We start from the raw sequence: 22,823 nt of genomic DNA, 5'->3' as shown, positions 1-22,823 counted from the left end.
GGTGCCGCTACCCGCCTTGTACCGGGACCGATTGACGATGGAAACAATCCGCGACCTGCCGAAAGCGATATTGTGGAGCCACGTGCCAGAACGGGCGGCTTTCCGCTCTGTCCCGTCGGTCTTGCCTGCCAACGGCATGGGCCGGAGGGCCGATGCATGGCGGTCGCCTCCGGCGGGCGCGCGACTGCCGCGCGGCAGGTTCTCTGCGGTTCCCTACCATGCAGCGTCGTGCCGTGCGGCACTGTGGCCCCGGACGCGCGGGGGGCGTGCCGGTGAATGGCCATTTGCGAAAGGTCTGAGATGGTGGCCCATGCCCGCCCTTGTCAGGTCCGGGGCGTCCCGGAAAGCGCCAGATGGTCGCGCAGGATCTGCAGGAAGTTGGTCAATGTGGGGGAGCGGTCATCATCGCGATAGACCAGCTGAAGGCTCATTGTCACCTTCAGGTCATCGACCGGGACAAATCTGATGGAATGGGGTTGGCGCCATTGCTGCGATGCATTGGTGAAGGCCAACCCGGCGCCTGCGCTCACCAGCGCCAGCATCTCGGATTCATTGGCCGGCTCGGAAATGAAATTGGGCGTGAACTCGAGCTCTGTCAGCGCCTTTTGCAAATCGTCGTAGAGTTTCGGACTTGCCGACCGGTCAAACCCGATCAGCGGATATCCCGTCAGGTCGCGGATGCGCAGGCGGGGCAGACGGGCCAGGGGGCACTCCTGCGGCATCGCGAGCACCATGCTCTGTCGCGCCAGTTCGACCGCGCATAAATCGTCGATCTGCAACGGGTTATACACGATGGCCGCATGCGTCAGCCGTTGGCGCAACCGCGCGAGTTGCGCCTCGGTCCCCATGGTCGATAGGGCGATCTCAACCTCCGGAAACCGCGCGCGATACAGGCGCAACACATCCGGCACCACCCCATGCCAGGCGCTGCTCTCGATCAGGCTGAGGCGCAAGATGCCGATGTCGCCCTTCACAAAGGACCTGGTTCGGGAAATGCCGCGCAGAAGCTGCGCATCAATCGCCCTGATCTCTTCAAGGAAGAACCGGCCCGCGCCGGAGAGTTGCACGCCCCGCGGAAGACGGTCGAAAAGATCAAATCCCAATTCGGCTTCCAGCAGCTTCATCTGTCGGCTCAGCGCCGGTTGCGCGATCCGCAACTGCGCTGCCGCCCGGCCGAAGTGCTCTTCCTCGGCAATCGCAATGAAATATCGCAGCTGTCTCAGTTCCATGCCAATTGATAGCATATGGTTATCAGTAGCGGCAATCGATTGAATTGGAACGCATGCACATCTGTTCGTAACCTCCGGGCAACGAGAGTGAACAGAGTGACCATGAAAAATCCTGTGACGCCTTTCCATGCCTTCACCGCTTCGGCCCGATCAGACCCCCGGCATGTCTTGCTGAGGGCGCCGGCTTCTGCGCAACTGCCCTGGGCACCGGACGGTTTTTCGATCACCTATGGTGAAGCCGCGGAGCGTGTGGCGGCCCTGTCCGCGCATTATGCCGCGGCGGGCTACGGGCGCGGATCGCGCGTGGCGCTGCTGTTGGAGAACCGGCCGGATTTCGTGCTGCACTGGCTGGCGCTGAATGCCATCGGGGCCTCGGTCGCGCCATTGAACGGCGACATGCGCCCCGAGGAACTGGCGCATCAGCTCGCGACCTCCGGCGTTGAAAGCGTCTTCACCGTCGCGCCGTTCCGGCCCCTGCTCGCCAAGGCCGGGGGCAGCAGCATCCCGGTCGCGCTTCTGGGCGAGGCCATCCCCGAAGCCAGGACCAGACGGGCCGCCGGGGAGGGGCGCGCGGAGGACGAGGCGGCGCTGCTGTTCACCTCTGGAAGCTCGGGCAAGCCCAAGGCCTGCATTCTGTCGAACGACTATTTCATGCGTGTGGCGCAGTGGTACACCTCGATGGGCGGTGTCGCGGCGATGACGCCGGGCGCGGAAGTCTCGCTGACGCCGCTGCCCTTCTTTCACATGAACGCCCTTGGCTGCACCGTGGTGGGCATGATCCGCATCGGCGGCACCATCGTCCCGCTGGACCGCTTTCACCCCGGGACATGGTGGCAAACCATTGCGGAAAGCGGCGCGACCATCGTGCATTCGCTGGGCGTCATCCCCGCCATTTTGCTGAAGCGCGCGACCGGGCCCTATGACCGCGCGCACCGGGCGCGCTTTACCTTTGGGCCGGGCGTCGAGGCAGACCATAAGGCCCAGTTTGAGGCGCGGTTCGGTCTGCCGATCATTGAAGGCTGGGCGATGACCGAAACCGGGGGGGCGGGCGTCATTGACACCTCTTGCGTGGGCGCGGTGCCTGCGGGGCGCTGCATCGGGCTGCCCGTGCCGCAGATGGAATGGCGCCTCGTCGATGGCGCCGGGAATGACGTTCCGGTGGGGGAGGCGGGTGAGCTGCTGGTGCGCTCCGCCGGGGCCGATCCGCGAAAAGGGTTCTTCTCGGGCTATCTCGGAGACCCGGATGCGACCGAAGCGGCCTGGGAAGGCGGCTGGTTTCACACCGGCGATATTCTCAGCATCGACGCCCGCGGCCTGTTCTATTTTCTGGACCGCAAGAAAAGCATCATCCGGCGGTCAGGTGAGAACATCTCGGCATTGGAGGTCGAGGCGGTGATGGCGAGCGATCCGGGTGTGGCCGGCGTGGCGGTCACGCCGGTGGCCGATCCGCTGCGCGAGGAAGAGGTTTTTGCCTTTGTGGTGGCAAAGGGCGGGCAGGATGCCGAAGCGCTGATGCGCCGGTTGGCAGGGCGGCTGTCCTATCACAAATTGCCGGGCTTCCTGCAGTTCTGCGCCGCATTGCCGCTGAGTTCGACGCAAAAGCTGCAGCGTGGTGTGATCAAGGCGAATGCAGAGGCGGCGGTGAAGGCTGGCGCGGCGCTTGACCTGCGGGCGTTGAAGGCCCGGCTGCGCACGGAACCTTTGGCATGAACACCCGCAGGACGGTGTCGGACCGCGCGCCTGCGGCCTATCGGGATGTGGTGATCACGGTTCCGGTAACCGTCCCTTATGAGCGTTACTCCACCCGGCCCGCGCAATGGTGGGTGGCACAGGCGCTGCGGGCCTTGGCCGAAGGTGCCGGGTGTTCGCATCAGTCCTTTGACGGGCTTTCCGTGGCAAGCTTTACGCTGGCACCGGACAGCGCCATAGGGTTGACGCAGCATTTCGGCCTCTCACCCCGGCATCTGGATTTTGTGCCTCTGGGCGGGGTGGCGGCGATTGTCTCGCTGCGGCGGGCGGCGCGGGCGGTGCAGGCCCGGGATGTCGATGTGGTGGCCTGCATTGCGGCGGATACCAACGCGCCGACCGGCTTTCGGTCCGGCCTTGAAACCTTCTCGCGTTTCTCGCAGGACGCGGTCTATCCCTATGGAACCGGCGGGCCAAATGTCAGCTTCGCGCTGATCGCCGGGCCCTATATGGCGCAAACCGGCCTGTCGCGCGCCGATCTGGCCAGGATCGCGGTGGCGCAGCGGGCGAATGCGCTGCTGACGCCCTGGGCGATGATGAAAACCCCGCTGACCGAAGCGCAATATCTTGCGGCGCGCCCGATTGCGCCGCCGATCCATCTGTTTGACTGCGTGATGCCCTGTGCCGGGGCCGAGGGGTTTTTGGTGATGCGCGAAGAGACCGCCCGGGCCCAGGGGCTGGCCTATGCCCGGGTCACCGCGCTGATCGAGCGTCACAATGGTTTTCCCGATGATCCTGTCATGCTGCGGGGCGGCTGGCTGCGCGACATCGACCAGCTGTGGCACCAGGCGGGCACCAGGCCGGAAGGGGTCGATCTGGTGCAGACCTATGATGATTATCCGATCATCAGCGCCATGCAATTCGCCGATCTGGGGTTTTGCAAACCGGCGGAGCTGTCCGAATTTATCGGCGCGCATGATTTCACCTGTCAGGGCAGCTTTCCACACAATACGTCAGGCGGGCAGCTTTCGGTCGGGCAGGCGGGATGTGCGGGCGGTCATCTCGGCATGGTCGAGGCCCTGCGCCAACTGACGCGAACCGCCGGGGGCCGACAGGTCCGGGCGGCAGAGCGCGCCCTCGTGTCGGGTTTCGGGATGATCAACTACGATCGCGGTCTGGGATCCGGTGCCGCCATTCTGGAGGCGGCATGACCCTGCGCACCCAGCATCCTGATTTGCCGCCGGTTCTGCGCAGCACGGCGGCGCATCTGCTGACCCGGGCCGCCGCGCGGGGCGCGTTCATGCTGCCGCGATGCCGGAACTGCGCGCGGATCTCCTGGCCGATCCGCGAGGCCTGCCCGCATTGTCTTGGCGACATCGTGCCTGACTGCGCATCCGCCCGCGCGACCGTGATTGCCTGCACCACGGTTCTTGCCCCCGTGGCGCCCTATTTTCGCGCGGGAGAGCCCTGGGTCACCGGGTTGCTCGCCTTTGGCGCGGAGGCCAGCGCGCTGGCTTTTCTGCACCCTGATGCGCGGGTCGGTGATCAGGTTTGCGTCCGGCTTGTGCTTGACCGTGCCGGGCAGGCCGTTCTGTACGCAGCCCCCGAACGGGCGGCGCCGTCGGCGGACCCCCATTGGATGGAGATGACGATGAGCCCACAGGGCCGCAGCGTTCTGATCACGGATATGCGCCACCCCGCCGCGGGCGATCTGGCACGGATGCTGCGGGCGGAAGGCGCGGCCGAGGTTCTGGGCGGTTCTGCGGATGGCCTGATGCCAGAGGACCTTGCCGGTTTGGTGACGCCGGTGGCGCTGGATCTCTCGCAGCCGGAGAACGTCAGGGCTTGTGCCGCGCGTCTTGGCGGCACCGTCGATCTTCTGATCACGACAACCGATCTGCCCGCAGCCACGACGCCGCCGGGGCGCGATGCAGAGGGGGCGATGTCGATCATCGCGGAGGGTCTGGACCGGCTTATCCAGGCCTTCTCACCGATGTTTTTCCACCGCGCCAGCCAGACGACGGCGGCAGCGCGTCCGCTCGGCTGGGTCAATCTGCTGTCGGTATTCGGTGTTATCTGTCCGCCCGGGCTTGCGCGCTACGGCGCGGCGCATGCCGCTGCCCTGTCGCTGAGTACCTGCTTGCGGATGGAGTGTCTGCCCTTTGGCCTGCGGGTGATGCATGTCCTCCATGGTCCCCTCACGGGAGGGGGTGCGTTCATGCCGGAGGTGCCGATGCTGCGCCCTGCCGCACTGGCGCAATCACTGGCAGCAGCATTGCGCGAAGGCCGGGAGGAACTGATCGTCGGTGACCATGCCGTTGATCTGGTGCAGCGCTATGAGGAGAACCCGAAAAGCGTCGAAAGGGGATTTGCGTTCAAGACCTTGTCCTGAGCGCCGATTGACCTGTCGCGCAGAGGACGAAGGTCAGAGGGACACTGGTGAAACGTCCGGCGGTGCCCACCGGGCGGGGGGCACCGCTTGCGCCTGCCGCAACGCAGGTTGGGGGTTGTGCGCGGGGTTCCACGGCACCGGCTCTGGCCTTCTGCGGCGCGCCCCGCGCTTGCCGGGCAGGGCGCGCCTTCCGTTCCGCTGATTCAGGCCGCCGCCCGCAACGCCGCCGTCAAAGGCAGCCGTGTCGCGGCGAGGGCGGGCAGCGCGCCGCCGAGCAATCCGATCGCCAGCCCCAGTATCCCGGAGGTCAGCATCACCCGGCCGGTGACCTGCAATGAAAACCCCATCTGGGCGTTGTTCGCGCCGAGCGTGCTTGCCTGCCAGCCATTGAATATCCCCCAGGACAGGGCGATCCCCACCGCAACACCGACCAGCGCCAAGACCGCCGCCTCGGTCCAGGTGGCGCAGAAGGCTGCGGTCCGGTTGAAGCCGAGGGCGCGCAGCGTGGCAATTTCGACGCTGCGGTCGGCCACCGAACTCATCATCGTGTTCAGCGCGCCTGCCGTCGCTCCAACGGCCATCAACAGTGCCAGCGGCCAGCCGAAGAGCCGGATCAGATCTGCGGTGCGCCCCGATTGTCCGGCATAAAGGTCAGCCTCGGAGACCGCGACGAGCGGCGCCGTGGTGAGGCGGGCAAGGGCCGCCTGCAAGGCCGCAAGCCCGGCCGGTGACTCGAGGCGCAGCCGCAGGCTTTGCACCTCGCCCTGCCGGTCGAAACCGGCGCGGACGCTGTCGAGATCGGCCCAGATTTCGGATTCAAACGCGCCGCCATGCGCGCTGAAGTGGCCCACGACCGTCCAGTCCAGCGCGCCCAGCCGCACCCTCTTGCCCAGATCAAAGCCGGAGATCCGTTGCGCCAGACCGGCGCCCACGACAATCTCATGGGTGCCGGGGGTGAACAAGCGGCCTGCCGAGAGGTCTACGCCGTCCCTGACCTTTGGCCCCGCGAGATCCATGCCGCGCAGCGCCAGCACTGTGCCGCTTTCCTCTGCCCGGTGATCCGCTGACATCGGGCCAACCGCCGCCGGAACGATGACCTCGCGCGAGGCAAGCAGATTGCCGCCCGCATCACGGCGCACTCCGACCGGCCCGCCCAGCGCCATGATACTGCGCAATGTCTCTGGCGGGATGTCTGACCCGGTTTCCTGATTGCTGCCGCCGCCGAGCACGACCGCAACCGTTGGTGATCCGGTGGCTTTGAGCGTCTGCTCAAACCCGGCCGCCATCGCGAGGAACCCGGCCAGAACGCAGACCACAAGGGCGACCGACAGGGTCATCGACAGAGAAACCGCCAGCCGGCGCGGCAAGCTCAGTAGATTGGCGCGCAGCATGACCTGCGTTTGTCTGAAAGTGGAGGACATGGGATTACCTTGTTCTGAAAGCCGCGGTGACAGGAATGCGCAGGGCGCTGAGGGCGGGGACCAGGCCCGACACCAACCCCAGCCCGAGGATCAGGAGCACCGCCTGACCGATGATCTTTGGCGCGAGCACGAGGCCAAGGTTGGCGCCGGTGAACTGCGTGGCGATTTTGGTCAGCGCGAGGCCGCTCGCCCCCCCGAGAATGAAGATGAACAGCGTTTCGCCCAGGATCAGGCTCAGGATCCAGCTTTGTGAAAAGCCCAGTGTTTTCAGCACGCCGATTTCAAATCGCCGCTCGCGCACCGCGAGTGTCAGGGTGTTGATCACGATCATCAGAAGGGTGATGAACGCCGCCCCGACCACAAGGGTGATGATCAGGCCGACATCGGCCAGCTGGCGCAGAAAGGCCGTGAGAAACTGTTTTTCGGTCTGCGTGCGGGTGGGCGCCGCCGAATTGGCGAAAAGCGCATCAATCGCGCGTGCCAGATCGCCGGGGGCAACCGTCTCTGCGGGCCGGACGACGAAGGCATCGACCCTGTCCGTCCCGGCCGCGCGCATCGCGTTCACATAATCATAGCGGGCGAGGATGAAATAGGTGTCGCTGGCGGCAGAGGCCCCCTCGAAGATGCCGCCGATCCGGAAACGCCAGTCGCGGCTGCCGTCTTTGGTGGCGGCCTGAAAGGCGGTGACGGTGATGCTTTGCCCGACACGCCAGCCCTGCGCCTCGGCGAGGGCGCGCCCGACCAGCACATTGTCGCGCGCGGCCGTCAGCGCGGCCAGCAGATCCGGCGTCAGGCCAAGATCCGGGCCATTGACCCGCGCCACCCGGTCGGGGTCAGTGGCGCTGATGGCGATGACATTGGTCTCCACCCCGGCAAAGCCGCGGATCCGGGTCAGATAGGTCACCTCGGCAACACCGGGCGCTGCCTCGAGGCGCGACAGGTAGGCCATCGGCAGGCTCTGGCCGCGGCCACCCGCACTCATCACCCCCAGAATGTCGTCGCTGGCGGCGGCGGCGCTTTGGCTGCCGTTCTGAAAGCTGGCGGTCAGCCCGTAAATCAGAAAGGCAATGGCAATGCAGATGGTCAGCAGCAGCATCCGCAGCGGCTTGCGCCCGGCATTGCGTCTGGCAAGTCGGAACCAGCCCATCATGCGGCCCTCCGGGCATCGGTGAACCGGCCCTTGTCCAGATGCAGCGTGTGGCGCGCATGGCTGGCGGCCTGCGGGTCATGGGTGACCATGACGATGGTCTTGCCCAATTCGCGGTTCAAAAAGCCCAGCATTTCCAGCACCGCATCCGCCGAGGCGCGGTCGAGATCGCCCGTAGGCTCATCACAGAGCAGAAGGTCGGGATCGGAAACCATGGCGCGGGCAATTCCCACGCGCTGTTGCTGGCCGCCCGACATCAGGGCCGGGTATTGCGACCCGCGCCCGGCAAGGCCCACAAGTTCAAGGACTTTCTCCACCCGCGCATGGCGCTCTTTGGCGGACAGGGGTTTCAGCAGCAGGGGCAGTTCGACATTCTCGGCCGCCGTCAGCATCGGCAGCAGGTTATAGAATTGAAAGACGATCCCCATGTGATGCGCGCGCCAGGCGGACCGCGCGCTTTCCCCCATCCGGTCGAGCCGGGCCTGCGCGATCTGCACCACTCCCGCATCCGGGCTCTCAATCCCCGCCAGCATGTTCAGCAGGGTCGATTTGCCCGAGCCCGACGGCCCCATGATGGCCACGAAATCGCCCTGCGGAATGGTCAGATCCAGCCCGGTGAAGACCGGCACCGTCTCAGTGCCGATGCGAAAACCCTTCGTCAGGCCTTTGAGGGTGATATAGGGCGCGTTGTGCAAACTGTCGGTCATTGGTCAAAGCCTCCTTCTTTTGTGTTGTGTCGCGTGGTGATCCGGATCCGCGCCGCCATCGCCGGGCGGATGCCGGGGGGCGGGTCGGTCAGTGTCAGACGCAGGGTGACCGTGCCCTTTTCGGGCGCGATGACCGGTGCGATCCGCTGGATTTCGATGGGAAAGGGGATGGCCGGAAAGGCATCGAGGATGGCCTCGCCCGGCAGTCCCGCCTGCAAAAGGGCGATGCTGGTTTCCGCCACATCAGCCTCGATCACCAGATGGGCGGTGTCGGTGATGGTCGCGAGGCTTTGCCCCTCGCGCAGACTGTCGGCCCGCGCCAGAACGCTGTCGCCGAGACGGGTGTCAAGGCGGGTCACCGTGCCCGCGATTGGCGCGCGGATGGTCAGGTCGGCCTGCTGTTCCTCGGCGATCCGGACGGCAAGATCGGCCTCTTGCTGCCCCTGCTGCGCCTGCAGCTGCGCGTTCGCGGCCAGATCGCGTGCGGTCTGCGCCTCTTCCAACTGCTGCCGCGACGCGACCTGACCGGCAGCCAGGGCCGTGATACGGGCCAGTGATGTTTCGGCCTGCGTCCGTTCGATGCGCCGCGCAGCAAGGGCGAGCTCTGCTGCCCGGCGTGCGAGTTGTGCCTGCTCCAGTGCAAAGTCCGTGGCGCTGTCACTCAGCACAATCAGGGGCTGTCCGGCGGCCACCACATCGCCCGCTTGCACCAGCAGCGCGGTCACGCGCCCTTCGCCGCGGGCAAAGACCGCGGTCTGCTGTGGGGCGATGACATAGCCCGACCCGGTGATCTCACGCGAAGCCGCCAGATGGGGCACGGCTGATGTGGCCGCGGGCGGCATAGAGGCCGGAACCGCGGCGGCGGTCATTGCCTCCGGCGCGCGCGGGGGGGCGGCAAACTGGCCGATGGCGACATATGCGCCCATGGCGGCACAGGCCAGACCGGCGACGGCGAGCATCCGCTGCCAAGGGAATGCGCCGGGGACAGGTGACGGGTCAGGTGAGGGCGTCCGCGTCAGGGAGCGCAGCGCCTCGGCGAAATGCGGGGGGTGTTGGGTGTCTGTGTTCATGCCGCCAGATTGGCTGGCCAGACATCAAAAGCGTCCTGAAACGCGTTCCGGTCGGTGCAATATCGCGATTCAGCACGGCGGGATCAGGGCTGAGGCGCCGCCGCGCGGTGCTTTTCACGCCATTGGATCGGCGTCATATCGGTGACACGCCGGAATTCGCGGTTGAAATTGGATTTGGTCTGGAACCCCACGTCGAACATGATCTCGGTCACCGGCTTGTCGGTTTCCGAGAGATGTTGGCAGGCCTCTGCGATCCGGTATTCATTCACATATTGCGACACATTCTTGCCGGTGGTCCGGTTGATCGCCCCCGAAATCTGCCGCGCGGGGATCAGTACCTTGCGCGCGAGCCTGTCGAGTGTCAGCTCGGGATCGCGGTAGACCTGTCGTCCGCGCAGGTGCAGCGTGACCCTGTCCATGGTGTCACGGTCGCCGTCGCCCTCGGGGCCCGGGGCCGCTTCGGGTTCCGCGTCCGCTGAGGGGTTGCGGCCTGCAATGGCGGCGGCAAGGGACAGGATGATCAGCGCGGCAAGGTTGCCCAGGGTGATGATCGTCAGCGCATGGCGGCTCCGCCCCTCCGAGAAATCAAGAAACACATAGATGTCGAGCGCGGCGGAGAACAGCAGCGCACAGGCCGCGAAAAGGATGGAGCGGAAAGCCGGTGTGGCGTTTTCGAACGGCAGCCGCTGCAGCGCATCGGTTCCCGTCCGCATCAGGGCCAGAATGGCGCCCGCATAGACCATGAAGATCAGGGCAAGCACGATATCCAGCGCATCGCGCCAGACCAGAAGCAGCAGCACGATCAGCGCGACAGGCAGCATGTGCAGGATCAGACGTGCCCGCCCCGACAGCGGGCTGGCACGCACCAGTTGCGAGACCCCGGCATAGGCCAGTGGCGGCACCGTTGCCGCGATGACGGGCATCAGATAGGCTACCTCTTGCACCCCATAGCCCCAGCGCAGGCCCGAGAGCACCGATTGCAGGATGCTGACGAGGATCAGCACAAGAAAAGGCGTGTTCCCCGGTGCGCCGCCCGCGCACAGGCCGTCATCACGCCGCACCACCTCGGCCAGAAGGAAGATCAGCAGAATGGCAACGACGAAGGGCAGGGGAATGGACAGCATGAATGACTTCGCAAAATATAGGGCAGGACCGGCGGAAGATGCCGGATAAACCGGTATGGTGCGACCTCTATCATGTTTCAGCACCGCGCAAACCCGCTCGCGCGGGGGCAGGCTGCGGCGCTGCTGCCCGGGGCTGACGCCTGTCGGCGGCAGGCGGAGCGGTCCGTCGGGCCGCGGGGTATGTCAGGCTGTGCCCCGGCACGTTGGCGGGCTGAGCCCCGCCGCGCAGCGGGTGAACAGGAGCCTCACGCGGTTTATTGCGGGCGGCGCAAGGCGGGTACGGGTACTGGGGCGGGTACTGGGGCGGGCGGCCATCGGCCATTGCGGAGGGGCGACCTTTGGCCGCGCGCGCGTGCTTGCATCTGCGGGCCCGCAAGCGCTTTACGGGCTTGCTTTTTCAGGCTCGGAAGGCTCTGTAAGGGCCAATAAGGGCAGGAATACCGCATGGCAGAAAAGACGCCTTCCCGGGCGGTCACCATTAAGGACGTCGCGGCGGCGGCCAATGTCTCGCGCGCGACGGCCGCGCGGGCGCTGAACAGCTATGGCTATGTCGGCGAGGCCGCCGCGCTGCGGGTTGCCGAAGCGGCGGCGCGGCTGGGCTATCGCGGCAATCGTGTGGCGCAGGCGTTGCGGCAAGGGCAGATGCCGATTGTGGGGTTTGTGCCCGGGGACATCCAGAACCCTTTCTTCGCCCATATCGCACATGACATTGATTTTGAACTGCGCCGCAGCCGGCACAGTCTGCTGATCGCCTCCAGCGAAGAGGATCTGAAACAAGAGCAGGAGTTGCTGGACAGTCTTTGTGCGCTGAACGTCCGGGGCCTGATCGTGGCGCCGGCCTCAGCGGTGGGCAATGACCATCTGATCCGGATCGCGGAGGAGGGGATGCCGCTGGTGCTGATTGACCGGGCGGTCACCGGCGTGCCCTGCGACGTGATTTCGGTCGACAATGACAATGGGGCCTATGAGGCTGTCAGCTATCTGATCGGCAATGGTCATCAGCGCATCGGGGTCATCCATGACGACTCGCGCATTGTCACCGCGCAAGAGCGTCTCACGGGGTACCGGCGCGCATTGACTGATTCGGGACTTGCGGTTGAGCCCCGCCTCATGGCGGTTTCGCAATCCACCGTGGAACATGCCATTGACGCCACGATCCGCCTGTTCAGTCAGCCCAACCGGCCAACGGCTTTGTTCACCCTCGACAGTCTGATGACGACAGGCGCCCTTTTGGCCTTGCGGTCGATGGGGCTGTCCGTGCCGCAGGATATCTCGCTTGTCGGCTTTGATGACTTTGATCTTGCCACCTTCACTGATCCGCAAATTACGGTTGTTTCCCAGCCTGTTGGGCAGATCGGCCCCCTGGCCGTGCGGATGATGCTGGACCGGATTGCGGGCGATGACAGCGCGCCGCGCCACACCCGCTTTCCGACCCGGCTGATCGTGCGCGGTTCCGTCTCCCGCTTGACAGAGCGGTCGAAGACGCACCCCTAGGCCGATTTCGGCGCGCGTAAAATCCCGCGAAAAAATACTTGCCAGACCCGGAAAGCCGTGTCTAACGTGGTTTGTGAGATCGGTCTCTCATCCCGCGGGGGATGCTGCGACCGGTTTTTTTTGATCCGATGTGAGATCGTTCTCACATAGATGATACCGGCGGCCTTGCGCCGCAGACAAGCCCGGGCCGGGGCACAAAGCCCGGCCGATGAGAAGGACGTGACATGCTGAATTTTGACAAAGACCGCTTTATTCGTATTCAAAGCGGCGCGGTCGCCATTGCCGAGATGGCGCGCCCCCTGATGCGCGACCTGTTGGCCAAGGGGATGGAGCGGGTGTACTTTATGGGCACGGGCGGCGTTCAGTTGCTGACATTGCCCGCCATCGATTTGCTGCAGCGCTGCTCCACTTTCCCGGTCGCCGCCTGCCACCCGGCGCAGGTGGTGCTGGATCCCCCGTCGGGCCTTGATGACAAGGCTTTGGTGATCATCCCCTCCTTGTCGGGCACCACGCGCGAAAGTGTCGACTTGCTGGCCTTCCTGCAGGCGCGCGGCGTCACGACGCTGAGCCTGACCGGGCATGCGGATACGCCGCTGGCGCGCGACGCGACCCATACATTCACCAATTTCGCCGAGGATGACACGTCGTCGGAATCTTTCTATCTGCAGACGCAGATCCTGGCGCTGGCGCTTTTGGCCGAGACAGGTGCGCTTGCCGATCACGATGCGATCATCGCCGAGTTGAAAACCCTGCCCGCGCTGCTCGTCGCTGCCAAGGAGACCTATGAGGCGCAGGCCGCCGCCCTGGCCCGGAGCATCCAGAACGAGCCCTGGCATATTTTTACGGGCGCGGGCTCGGCCTGGCCCGAGGCGAATTACTATGGCATGTGCATTCTGGAAGAAATGCAATGGATCCGGACCCGCCCAGTCCATGCCGCCGATTTTTTCCACGGCACGCTTGAACTGGTCGAGCCGGGCGTCAGCGTGTTCTTGTTCAAGGGCGAAGATGCCTTGCGCCCGATCGGCGACCGGGTCGAGCGTTTCGTGCGCCGCTACACCGACAAGCTGTGGATTCTGGACACCGCCGAGGTCGAGCTGCCGGGCATTTCGCCCCGGGTCCGCGCGATGATCTCGCCGATTGTGCTGGCGACTTTGCTGGAACGGCTGAGCGCGCATCTGGAGGTGCTGCGCGACCACCCGCTGACCACCCGCCGTTATTACAAGCGCGTCGAATACTGATGCCGCGCTGACCAAAACAAAAAAGGTCCAACAAAAGGAGAGGAAGATGAAACGGTCCCTGCAGACGGCGATCCTCGCCGCGATGACGACCCTTGGCGCCGGTGGCGTTTCGGCACAGACCATTGTCGCGGATCCGGCGGCGCCTGTCGTGTACAATGGTACGCTGAAGGTGATGACCAAATTCGGGACACAGCGCCTCGCGGCTTTTTTTGTCGACTTGGCAAAGGCGTATGAGGCTGCGCATCCGGGCGTTTCCGTCGAGCTTATTCAGGAAGACGATGACAGCGTGAAGGGCAAGACCAAGACGCTCGTCGCCTCGAATGCGGTGCCCGATGTCTTCTTCTCCTGGACCGGAACCTGGGGAGGCAATTTCGTGCGCGGGCAACGGGCAGTGGATTTGACGCCGGTGATCGGGGAGGGCACCGAATGGGGCAAGACCCTGGCACCGGCGGCGGTCGACGCCTTTGTCTATAACGGCAAGAACTACGGCATCCCGCTCTATCTCGATGCCAAGTTCATGGGCTACAGCAAAACCGCTTTCGCCAAGGCAGGTGTCGGGGTGCCGACCGATCTGGAGGGTTTGCTGACGGTCTGTGACAAGCTGCGCGCGGCGGGCTACACCCCGATCGCCATCGGCAACAAGGAGCCGTGGGTCGGTGTGCACTACATCGGTCAGTTGCTGGCCTACAATGTGCCGCGCGCGACGCTGGAGCAGGATTTCGATCCGGCAACGGCCCGCTATGACGATCCCGGTTATGTTGCCGCCCTGAACCAGTTCGGTCAGATCGCCGAGCATTGCTCGGTCGGCAAATCGATGAACGGCATCTCATATCAGACCGCCATTCAGGCGCTGAGCGATGGCAGAGCGGCGATGTACTATCAGGAAATCATCGAATTCGACAATGCGGCCAGCACAACGACAACGCTGAAGCCCGAGGAATTCGGCTTCTTCCGGCTGCCGGCCCCGGCGGATGCCAAGGGCGACCCGAATGCGCTGGAAGGCGCACCCGAGGGCTATATGATCTCTTCGGCCTCGGCGAATGTGCCGCTGGCGCTGGATTTCATGCGCTTTGTCACCACGCCCGAAAACGGCAAAATCCTCTCGGCGCCGCCCTTTGGCCAGCCGAGCGCGGTGATCGGTGGTGCGGACCCCGCGACGATGAATCCCGCGGTGGTGGCCGGGCTGGAGGATATCGCGAAGGCGTCCTATCTGATTCAGTGGCTGGACACGGTCAACCACCCGAAAGTGGCGGCGGCATGGCTCAGCGGCATTCAGGCCTTTGCGGGCGGTGACATGAGCGCCGAAGAGGTTGTGGCCTCGGTGCGCGCCGCCGCTGAAGCGGCCAAGTAACAATGGGGCAGTATCCGGAAACTGTGCTGACGGGGCGCGTGAAGAGCGCGCCCCACCCGGCCCGGCAGGTGATGATGGCGCTCTGGTCGCTGCGCTGGGTGGCAGCGGCGCTGGGGATCGTGGGTTGGTTCGTTTACTATCCGATCCTGAACAACTTTCTGGTCAGCACCACGCAGCAGGATATTTTCACCGGCGAGGTGACCCCTGTCGGGCTGGAGAATTACCGGCGTCTCGCCTCTGATCCGGTGATCGCAACCGCCCTGTGGAACAACACGGCCTATGCGCTGCTCTCCATCCTGTTTCAGGTTTTTGGTGCCTTCTGCCTGGCGGCCATCATCGAAAGCCTGCGCACGAACCGTTGGCGCGCAATCTGGCGGGCGGTCTATTTCATCCCCTCGGCCATTTCGACGACGGTGACGGGGCTGTTGTTCTACTTCATCTATCAGCCCGACATCGGCATTCTGGACGCGGTGCTGACGCAGCTGGGGCTGGCGGATCATTCCCGCGTCTGGCTTGGCGATGCGTCCACCGCGATCTATGCCGTGATCGCGATGAGCCAATGGCAGGGTTTTGGCTATTCAACGCTGCTGTTTTCGGTCGCCATCCAGAAGATCCCGCAAGAGCTCTATGATGCTGCGCGGATGGATGGGGCGGGCGCGCTGCGGCAGCTGTGGTCGATCACCTTGCCGATGACGCGCGAGATGACGGGCATGATGATCATCGTGACCACGACCGGCGCCTTTCAGGTTTTCAACGAAATCATGGTGATGACCGCAGGCGGCCCCAACAATTCCAGTCAGGTTCTGGGCACATGGCTGTTTGAGCAGGGCTTTAACCAAAATGACATGGGCTATGCGGCGGCCATCGGCTCGCTCATCTTCGCGGTCACCATGCTCTGTGGTGTGGCGCAGCTGTGGTACACCCGCAAACGCAGGGTGATGGCATGAACAACAACCGTCATTTCTGGCCCGTCGTGCTGCGGGCCATGCTCTGGGCCTTTCTGGTGGCGATGGGCATTCTGGTGATCTATCCGCTCCTGTGGATGGCCCTTGGCGGCTTCAAGTCGAACAGTCAGATCTTCAGTGATCCGTTCGCGCTGCCGCAAAGCTGGTCGTTTGCAAACTATCTGGCGGCCTGGCAGGCCACGCAGGGCTATCTGCTCTCCAGTCTGATTGTCACCCTGGTCTCGACCATCGCGACCGTGCTCATCAGCGCCTGGACCGCCTTTGGCCTGACCCGCACCGAGATACCGGGCAAGCCGCTGATCGTCGGCTTCATTCTGGGGGGGATGATGCTCAGCCCGACGGTGGCGCTGGTGCCGCTGGTCCGCATGTTGCAAGGCCTGGGCATCTACGACAGCCATGCCGCCCTGATCTTGCTCTATACCGCGTTTCGGGTTCCTTTCACCACCTTCCTGATCCGCGCCTATATGCTTGATCTGCCACGCGATCTGGACGAAGCGGCGATGATGGACGGCGCGTCGCCGGGTCAGATTTTTCGCCGCGTGATCTTGCCGCTCTGCCAGCCGATCCTGATGTCCTGCGTGGTGCTGCATATTCTTTTCGCCTGGAACGAATATCTCTTCGCGATGATTTTCACCAACAGTCCCGGCGTGCAGACCCTGCCCGTGGGCCTCACCTCGATGATGTCGAAACAGGGCACCAATTTCGCGGCCGTTTTCGCGGCGATGACCATTTCGGCGCTGCCCATCGTTCTCATCTTCTTCCTGACCCAGCGGTATTTCATCCGCGGCCTGACCCAGGGGATCGGCAAATGACCTACTTTCTGCATCATGCATCCCGATCACGGGCGGCAATGCCCCTTGCGCCTTCTTGCGGGGTCCAAAGCCCTGACGCAGCGCGCGTGCAAAGCCCCGCGCCACAGCAAGGGGGTGCGGCATGACCGGGCCGCATCTGATCTCGGTGGGGGACAATTGTCTGGATGCCTATCTCTCGCGCAACCAGATGGCGGTGGGCGGCAATGCGCTGAACGTGGCCGTGCAGTGGCGTCGTCGGGGCCTTGAGGCGCGGTATTTCGGCGTGGTCGGACCCGATGCCGAGGGCGACACGATCCTGCGCGCCATTGCCGGGGCGGGCCTTGACCCCGCCGATTGCGAGCGTCGGCCGGGCCGGACCGCCGTCACCTTGCTGCAGGACCGGCAGGGCGACCGGCGCTTCCTGCTCGAGGATTTGGGTGTGGGTCTGCACTATATGCCGGATGCGCTGCGGCTGGCCGCCCTGCAGGTGGCGGACTGGGTGCATTTGGGCACGAATGCGCCGCAGGATCTGGTCCGGCACCTGAGCGCGCGGGGGGCGGCCTTCAGTGTTGATGTATCCACGGCACATCGGGCGCTTGACCTCGCGGGGGTGCCGCTGGTCTTTGCCTCGGGGCCCGAGCGGGCTGACGTGCCGGTGCTGCCGCTGATCGAGGGCTTTCTGGCCGGTGGCGCCCGGCAGGTGGTGATGACCTGCGGGCGGCGCGGTGCCTTTTTCCACGACGGCCAGACCCTGCATGCGGTGGCGGCGCAGCCGGTGGCGGTGATCGACACCTGCGGCGCGGGTGACAGCTTCATCGCCGCCTTTCTGGCCGATTATTGCGTGGCAGGCCTCCCGGCTGCAAAAGCCCTCGCCCGCGCGGCGAAAGCGGCCTCCGAAACCTGCGCGCATGAGGGGGGCTTTCCGCAACCTCTCGCGCCGATTCCCACCTGGCTCTGGCAGCAATATGCCGGGGTCATCGCCACGGCACAGGAATGACATGACACGTTACAGCTTTCGCCCCGTTGCCATTGCCGCCGCGGCAGACCGGTCTTTTTGGCTGCAGGATGCCGGCGCGGCACCTGCCTCCGCCCCGCTTTCCGGGGCCGCCGATTGCGATGTGGCCATCATCGGGGGCGGCTATTGCGGCCTCTGGACCGCGCTGCGCCTGAAAGAGCAGGCCCCCGATCTGCGGGTGACCATTCTGGAGGCGGACATCTGCGGCGGCGGCGCCTCGGGGCGCAATGGCGGGCAGGTGCACAGCTGGTTCGCCGAGATCGACCTGTTGACCCGCCTCGTCGGCCCCGAGGATGCGGTGCGGCTCTGCCGGGCAACGACCGATGCGATTGATGAGCTGGCCGGGCTGCAGGCTTCGGGAACCGTTGATATGGATCTGCGGCTGGACGGTTGGTTGTGGACCGCCAGCTCTGAAGCGCAGGAAGGGGCCTGGCTGCAGGCGGTGTCCGGCGCTGCGGCGCAGGGAGAGAGCCCGCTTCGCCCGATCTCTGCCGCAGCGCTCCGGCATCGGACGGGTTCCTCCGTGTCCTACATCGGGGTCGAAGAGACGCGCGCGGGCAGCGTTCAGCCTGCCAAGCTGGCGCTGGGGTTGCGGGCGCTCGCGCAACGGCGCGGGGTGGTGATCCATGAGCAAAGCCCGGTCGATCATATCGATGCGGGCAAACCCTGCAGGCTGCGCACCCCCGGTGGCCAGCTGACGGCGGGAAAGGTGGTCATTGCAACGAACGCCTGGGGCGCGGCGATTCCGGAACTGCGGCGCTACATGTATGTCGTTGACAGCCAGATCATTGCGACAGCGCCGGTGCCGGATCTTCTGGACCGTATCGGATGGACGCAAGGCGAGTCGATCTGCGATGCGCAATCCCATGTGCTTTATTATCAGCGCACGGCGGCAGGCCGCGTCATCTTTGGCCGGGGCAGTGGCCGCGTTGCCTATGCCGGGGCCTTCGGGGCGGATTTCAACCGCCGCACCCCGGGCGGCAAGGCCGATGTCCGTGCCGACAACATCCGCGAATTGCACCGCGTTTACCCGGATTTGTCCGGGGTCGGGATCACCCATGACTGGACCGGCCCGATTGATTGTATGGCCGAGCATCTGCCGGTTTTTGGCCATTTGTCGGGTCAGCCGGATATTCTCTTCGGGGTTGGTTTCAACGGCACCGGCATCGCGCAGACCCCGGTGGCCGGCCGTATCCTGGCCAGCCTTGTGCTCGGCCGCGATGACCCATGGTCGCGCAGCGGCCTTGTCGGGCTGGAGCGCCGCACCGCTTTGCCGCCCGAGCCCTTTCGCTATCTGGGCGCGCGCGTGGTGCGGCATGCGATCCGCCTGCGCAACGATGCCGAAATCGAAAATCGCCGGCCGGGCGCGCTGGTGCGCCTGCTGTCCTCTCTCACCCCGGGCGCCTGAACCGCGCCCCATCCGACCCAAGGGGAACACCATGGCCAATCTGACGCTGCGCAATGTCCGCAAATCTTATGGCAACCTGCCGGTGCTGCACGGCATCAATCTCGACATTCAGGCGGGCGAATTCGTCGCCTTTGTCGGCCCGTCGGGCTGCGGGAAATCCACCCTCTTGCGCTGTATCGCCGGTCTCGAAGACATTTCATCGGGCGAGTTGCGCATCGGGGGCACGTTGATGAACCATGTGCCCCCGGCCGAGCGCGGCATTGCGATGGTCTTTCAGTCTTACGCGCTCTACCCGCATATGACCGTGTTTCAGAACATGGCCTTCGGGATGCAGATCGCGGGTCTGCCAAAGGCGGAAATTGCCGAACGCGTGCAGGCGGCGGCGGATAAATTGCAGCTGACCCCGTTCTTGCAGCGCCATCCCAAGGCGTTGTCGGGCGGACAGCGCCAGCGCGTGGCCATTGGCCGGGCCATTGTGCGCGACCCGAAGGTGTTCCTGTTCGATGAGCCGCTCTCGAACCTCGATGCGGCGTTGCGCGCGGCGACGCGGGTCGAGATCGCCAAGCTGAAAAAGTCGATGCCGGAGACGACGATGATCTACGTCACCCACGATCAGGTCGAGGCGATGACCCTTGCCGACCGGATCGTCGTGTTGCGGGGGGGAAAGATCGAGCAGATCGGCCGCCCGATTGATCTCTACCGTCACCCGGCCAATTTGTTCGTGGCAGGCTTTATCGGCTCGCCCGCGATGAACGTGCTGGCGGTGACGCTGGAGGCAGCGGCGCCGCGCCCGGTGTTCCGGCTGGCAGATGGTACGGCATTGCGCCCGCCGCTGGACGTGCCACGGGCCTATGTGGGAGGTCAGATGCACCTTGGGATCCGGCCCGAAGATCTGCGGCTCTGCACGGGCGAAACGGCTCTGCTGCAGGGACAGATCTCGCTGATCGAACAGCTGGGAGAGGTGCAGATCGTGCATGTCGAGGTTGCCGCAGCGGGGCAGGGGGCCGCGCCGCTGATTGTCAAAGTGCCCGGCATGGCAGCACTCTCCGAGGGCATGCGGGTTGGTCTGAACGCGGATCCCGCCGCGATGCGCCTCTTTGATGCAGAGGGCGCAGCCGTGGCACTTCAGGCGGAGCGGGCCGCGTGATGGCGCATGCCGCCACGCCAGCGGGCGGTCCCGGAGGGTGCCCGCTCGCAGAGGCAGGGGCGCTGTAAAGCGACGCGGACCACGCCCCGCCCGCTGATCCTGCTGCGCCCGGCCTCTTCCACCTCGCAATTCGGCGGGCTGGCGGGGCGCGTCATGCGGTGGCTGTGACGATCCCCTGCGCCGCGGGATTGCCCCGGGCACCCCACTCCCGGCTCAAACGCCGCGACTGCGTCCTGCAAGGCGCGGTGCGCGCCTTTGAACGCCCGTGGTCAGGGCGCGAACCTGCGGCGCCACCAAACTGGCAACAAGCGCCATTGGTCGGACGTAACCGTATCGGAAACTTAAAAAATTGAGCCGCAAAGACGTAAAATATCGGGTATCGAAACAATGAAAATGTCATCAGTCTCGGTCGCGATCGTGCTCCCTTGGCTCGATGAAGCGCTGACCATTGAGCGCTGCCTGCACCGCTCACTCGAAGCCCCCGCGTTGATCACGGCCCAATAGGGCCTGACCGGAGAGGTCATTGTGGCCGATACCGGCAGCACCGACGGCAGTCAGGCACGGGCGCGCGCGTCGTGCCGGTCGCCGAGCGGGGCTGTGGCGCGGCGCGGATGGGCGGTTTCCGCGCCGCCCGTGCCGAATATCTGATGAGGGGCGACAGCGGTTGCGCGTATGATTCCGTCGAAGCGCTGCGATGACCGGCAGATTGCTTGAGGGTGCTGAGCTGTGCATGGGCTCGCGTTTCAAGGGCGAGGTCAAGCCGGGTGCGATGCCGTGGAAAAACAGGTATGTCGGTAACCCGGCCTTGTCCGGGATCTTGCGGCTGCCGGGTCTCATCGCGGTGGATTGTGGGGCTGACCCTGTGCCCGGCCGTGCTCGGGGTGGCATTCGCGCGTTTCCGGACGACGTCGGGGATCGTCAGTCCCGACACAGCGAATGTCGAGGTCATCGTGACGTTTATGTTGTTTGTGGCGCGGGATTTGCCGGGGGCCATCACCTTTGGCGTTTTGGTGGTGGGGCCCTGATCCTTGCCCGCAGGGGACCGCTCAGCGACCACCGCGCGGTCGGACGGGTGGCGGCCCGCCGTGCCGTCATCGTCCTCGCATTGGGCAGTGCCCTTGCCAGCTGGATGATCGCGCGCTGGGTCTTTCAGGGCTCTGGAGTGTCGCCGGATGAATAACTTTCGCAGTTTCAGGCCGAGATCCTGCGTCACGGCCAGTTCCTCGCGCCGCTGTCCTCTGACAGCCTGCCCTATCACCAGAGTTGCCAGCCGTACTTTGCATATACCAATGAGGCGCGGGGGCTCTGGGGCAGCCAATACCGTCCGGGGCATGCCATCTTGCTGGCGCTGATGCCTTCCTTTGGCGGCATCAGCCTCCTGAACCCGCTGCTGACGGCGCTGTCCGTCTGGGCCATCGCGGCCATCGCGCAGCGATTGTGGCCCGAGCGCCGCGAAATACCGGTGCTGCTTCTCGCGCTCGGCTCCGCCGTGGTGCCGATGCATGGCAAGATCGCGCCCCGCGACATGGTGCAGCAGGATCTTGCGGATTTCGGGCTGCCGCGCGGCACCTTGTACGAGCCGGGGGGCTAGGCCGAGATGCGGCGCACGATTTCAAAGCCGACGTCGATCACGCTGGCCAGATCCTGCGCGCCGCGAAACCGGTCCAGCAGCGCATTGGCGGCCGCGCGGCCAAGCGCGTCACGGTCAACCCGCACCGTGGTCAGGGCCGGGGCCGTATGGGCGGCGAAATCCTGATCGCCAAAGCCGATGACCGCGATATCTTCGGGCACGCGCAGCCCGCGCGCCTGCGCTTCGATCAACACGCCATGGGCATATTGATCCGAGCTGCAAAAGACCACGCCCTTGGCAAACTGGTGCTGGTCAATCAGATCGCGCAAGGATTGGCGCCCCCGTTCCAGCGTCGCGGGGCCTTCGGCGTAATCAATCCGCGCAACCGTTGTCCCGCTGCGCGCGGCAAACCGCTCGGCAAAGGCCTTGCGGCGGCGGAGCGCGCGCTCATCGCTGGCGCTGACGGTGGCGGCTCGGAGATAGCCCGCCTGCATCGCAAAATCTGCCACCGCCTGGCCCGTGGCACTATGGGCAAAGCCCACGCAGCAATCCACCGGCGTTTCGGTGATGTCCCAGATCTCGATCACCGGAATCCCCATGCTCAGCAGCATCCGCCGCGCCTCGGGCGTGTGATGGATGCCGGTCAGCAAGATGCCATCGGGGCGGCGCGAGAGATGGGTGAAGATCAGCGCCTCTTCATCGGCCGGATCAAAGCCGGTTTCCGACAGCATGATCTGATAGCCTTCGCGGCGCATGATCTCGGAAAACCCGTGCAGCAGGCTGGAATAGACGATGTTGGTGATCGAGGGGACAAGCGCGGTGATCAGCCCGCTTTTGCGCGACGCCAGCGCCCCCGCCAGCGCATTGGGCACAAATCCCGTCAGGGTGATCGCCTCACGGATCCGCTTGAGCGTCTCGGGCGAGACTTTCTCGGGGTTCGACAGCGCCCGCGACACGGTCACCTGCGACACACCCGCCAGGCGGCCGACGGTGGTCATGGTCACCATCTCGGTGTGCGCGCCGGGTTTGCGCGGGAATGCGGGGCTGTTCTTGGTCATGGCCAACTTA

20 protein-coding genes are annotated in these 22,823 nt (G+C 65.1%); 13 read left to right on the top strand and 7 right to left on the bottom strand.

The window, feature by feature from the left end:
* Nucleotides 1–323: 323 nt before the first annotated feature.
* Entirely contained in the window at nt 324–1,358 is a 1,035-nt protein-coding gene (locus ACEN2S_RS04915; RefSeq protein ID WP_441863150.1) for a LysR family transcriptional regulator, read from the bottom strand.
* Between ACEN2S_RS04915 and ACEN2S_RS04910 the strand changes: the two genes are divergently transcribed.
* Genes ACEN2S_RS04910 through ACEN2S_RS04900 form a run of 3 tightly spaced genes read left to right on the top strand, consistent with a single transcriptional unit; the run spans nt 1,332 to nt 5,307 of the window.
* Entirely contained in the window at nt 1,332–2,939 is a 1,608-nt protein-coding gene (locus ACEN2S_RS04910) for an AMP-binding protein (RefSeq protein WP_441863148.1), read from the top strand. The two genes, ACEN2S_RS04915 and ACEN2S_RS04910, sit on opposite strands and share 27 nt — an antisense overlap.
* The gene (locus ACEN2S_RS04905; RefSeq protein ID WP_441863146.1) at nt 2,936–4,126 is read left to right on the top strand and encodes a thiolase family protein; all 1,191 of its coding nucleotides are present in this window, start codon (nt 2,936–2,938) and stop codon (nt 4,124–4,126) included. The genes ACEN2S_RS04910 and ACEN2S_RS04905 overlap by 4 nt, the downstream gene beginning before the upstream one ends.
* Complete coding sequence (locus ACEN2S_RS04900; protein ID WP_441863144.1) at nt 4,123–5,307, top strand: zinc ribbon domain-containing protein; 1,185 nt, start codon at nt 4,123–4,125, stop codon at nt 5,305–5,307. The genes ACEN2S_RS04905 and ACEN2S_RS04900 overlap by 4 nt, the downstream gene beginning before the upstream one ends.
* Nucleotides 5,308–5,510: 203 nt before the next feature.
* Here ACEN2S_RS04900 and ACEN2S_RS04895 read toward each other — a convergent pair whose 3' ends face one another.
* The 5 genes from ACEN2S_RS04895 to ACEN2S_RS04875 all read right to left on the bottom strand — a co-directional run bounded on the left by ACEN2S_RS04895 (nt 5,511) and on the right by ACEN2S_RS04875 (nt 10,776).
* Nucleotides 5,511–6,728, bottom strand: a complete 1,218-nt coding sequence (locus ACEN2S_RS04895; protein ID WP_441863142.1) for an ABC transporter permease — start codon at nt 6,726–6,728, stop codon at nt 5,511–5,513.
* Between the two features lie 4 nt (nt 6,729–6,732).
* Nucleotides 6,733–7,878: an ABC transporter permease gene (locus ACEN2S_RS04890; protein WP_441863140.1), complete on the bottom strand. Its 1,146-nt coding sequence runs from the start codon at nt 7,876–7,878 to the stop codon at nt 6,733–6,735.
* Nucleotides 7,875–8,582 (bottom strand): ABC transporter ATP-binding protein, encoded by a 708-nt coding sequence (locus tag ACEN2S_RS04885; RefSeq protein ID WP_441863137.1) that lies wholly within the window; start codon nt 8,580–8,582, stop codon nt 7,875–7,877. Before ACEN2S_RS04885 ends, ACEN2S_RS04890 begins: the two co-directional genes overlap by 4 nt.
* Entirely contained in the window at nt 8,579–9,541 is a 963-nt protein-coding gene (locus ACEN2S_RS04880; protein ID WP_441863135.1) for an efflux RND transporter periplasmic adaptor subunit, read from the bottom strand. The genes ACEN2S_RS04885 and ACEN2S_RS04880 overlap by 4 nt, the downstream gene beginning before the upstream one ends.
* A 194-nt stretch (nt 9,542–9,735) precedes the next feature.
* Nucleotides 9,736–10,776 (bottom strand): helix-turn-helix domain-containing protein, encoded by a 1,041-nt coding sequence (locus tag ACEN2S_RS04875; RefSeq protein ID WP_441863133.1) that lies wholly within the window; start codon nt 10,774–10,776, stop codon nt 9,736–9,738.
* A 444-nt stretch (nt 10,777–11,220) separates the two neighbouring features.
* Between ACEN2S_RS04875 and ACEN2S_RS04870 the strand changes: the two genes are divergently transcribed.
* From ACEN2S_RS04870 to ACEN2S_RS04825, 10 genes are all read left to right on the top strand, one after another.
* On the top strand, nt 11,221–12,270 hold the full coding sequence (locus ACEN2S_RS04870) for a LacI family DNA-binding transcriptional regulator (protein ID WP_441863130.1): 1,050 nt from the start codon (nt 11,221–11,223) through the stop codon (nt 12,268–12,270).
* Nucleotides 12,271–12,494: 224 nt separating this feature from the next.
* Entirely contained in the window at nt 12,495–13,508 is a 1,014-nt protein-coding gene (locus ACEN2S_RS04865) for an SIS domain-containing protein (protein ID WP_441863127.1), read from the top strand.
* A 46-nt stretch (nt 13,509–13,554) separates the two neighbouring features.
* Nucleotides 13,555–14,859 carry an ABC transporter substrate-binding protein gene (locus ACEN2S_RS04860; protein ID WP_441863124.1) on the top strand — a complete coding sequence of 435 codons (1,305 nt, stop codon included), beginning with the start codon at nt 13,555–13,557 and terminating at the stop codon, nt 14,857–14,859.
* 38 nt (nt 14,860–14,897) lie between these two features.
* The gene (locus tag ACEN2S_RS04855; protein ID WP_441863122.1) at nt 14,898–15,806 is read left to right on the top strand and encodes a carbohydrate ABC transporter permease; all 909 of its coding nucleotides are present in this window, start codon (nt 14,898–14,900) and stop codon (nt 15,804–15,806) included.
* Nucleotides 15,803–16,636, top strand: a complete 834-nt coding sequence (locus ACEN2S_RS04850; RefSeq protein ID WP_441863120.1) for a carbohydrate ABC transporter permease — start codon at nt 15,803–15,805, stop codon at nt 16,634–16,636. The genes ACEN2S_RS04855 and ACEN2S_RS04850 overlap by 4 nt, the downstream gene beginning before the upstream one ends.
* A gap of 121 nt (nt 16,637–16,757) precedes the next feature.
* Nucleotides 16,758–17,612 (top strand): PfkB family carbohydrate kinase, encoded by an 855-nt coding sequence (locus tag ACEN2S_RS04845; RefSeq protein WP_441863118.1) that lies wholly within the window; start codon nt 16,758–16,760, stop codon nt 17,610–17,612.
* A gap of 1 nt (nt 17,613) precedes the next feature.
* Complete coding sequence (locus ACEN2S_RS04840) at nt 17,614–19,038, top strand: NAD(P)/FAD-dependent oxidoreductase (RefSeq protein WP_441863116.1); 1,425 nt, start codon at nt 17,614–17,616, stop codon at nt 19,036–19,038.
* 31 nt (nt 19,039–19,069) lie between these two features.
* On the top strand, nt 19,070–20,185 hold the full coding sequence (locus tag ACEN2S_RS04835; RefSeq protein ID WP_441863113.1) for an ABC transporter ATP-binding protein: 1,116 nt from the start codon (nt 19,070–19,072) through the stop codon (nt 20,183–20,185).
* A 694-nt stretch (nt 20,186–20,879) separates the two neighbouring features.
* Nucleotides 20,880–21,365, top strand: coding sequence for a hypothetical protein (locus ACEN2S_RS04830; protein ID WP_441863111.1), 486 nt, complete (start codon nt 20,880–20,882; stop codon nt 21,363–21,365).
* 159 nt (nt 21,366–21,524) lie between these two features.
* The gene (locus tag ACEN2S_RS04825) at nt 21,525–21,776 is read left to right on the top strand and encodes a hypothetical protein (protein WP_441863108.1); all 252 of its coding nucleotides are present in this window, start codon (nt 21,525–21,527) and stop codon (nt 21,774–21,776) included.
* Here ACEN2S_RS04825 and ACEN2S_RS04820 read toward each other — a convergent pair.
* The gene (locus tag ACEN2S_RS04820) at nt 21,773–22,813 is read right to left on the bottom strand and encodes a LacI family DNA-binding transcriptional regulator (protein ID WP_441863106.1); all 1,041 of its coding nucleotides are present in this window, start codon (nt 22,811–22,813) and stop codon (nt 21,773–21,775) included. The two genes, ACEN2S_RS04825 and ACEN2S_RS04820, sit on opposite strands and share 4 nt — an antisense overlap.
* Nucleotides 22,814–22,823: the final 10 nt, after the last annotated feature.

This window comes from Phaeovulum sp. W22_SRMD_FR3, from assembly GCF_052113705.1.
In the GTDB taxonomy this organism is placed as follows: domain Bacteria; phylum Pseudomonadota; class Alphaproteobacteria; order Rhodobacterales; family Rhodobacteraceae; genus JBGQOG01.
Note: the sequence above shows the minus strand (reverse complement) of the source record. Positions and strands in the feature narration are given on the sequence as shown.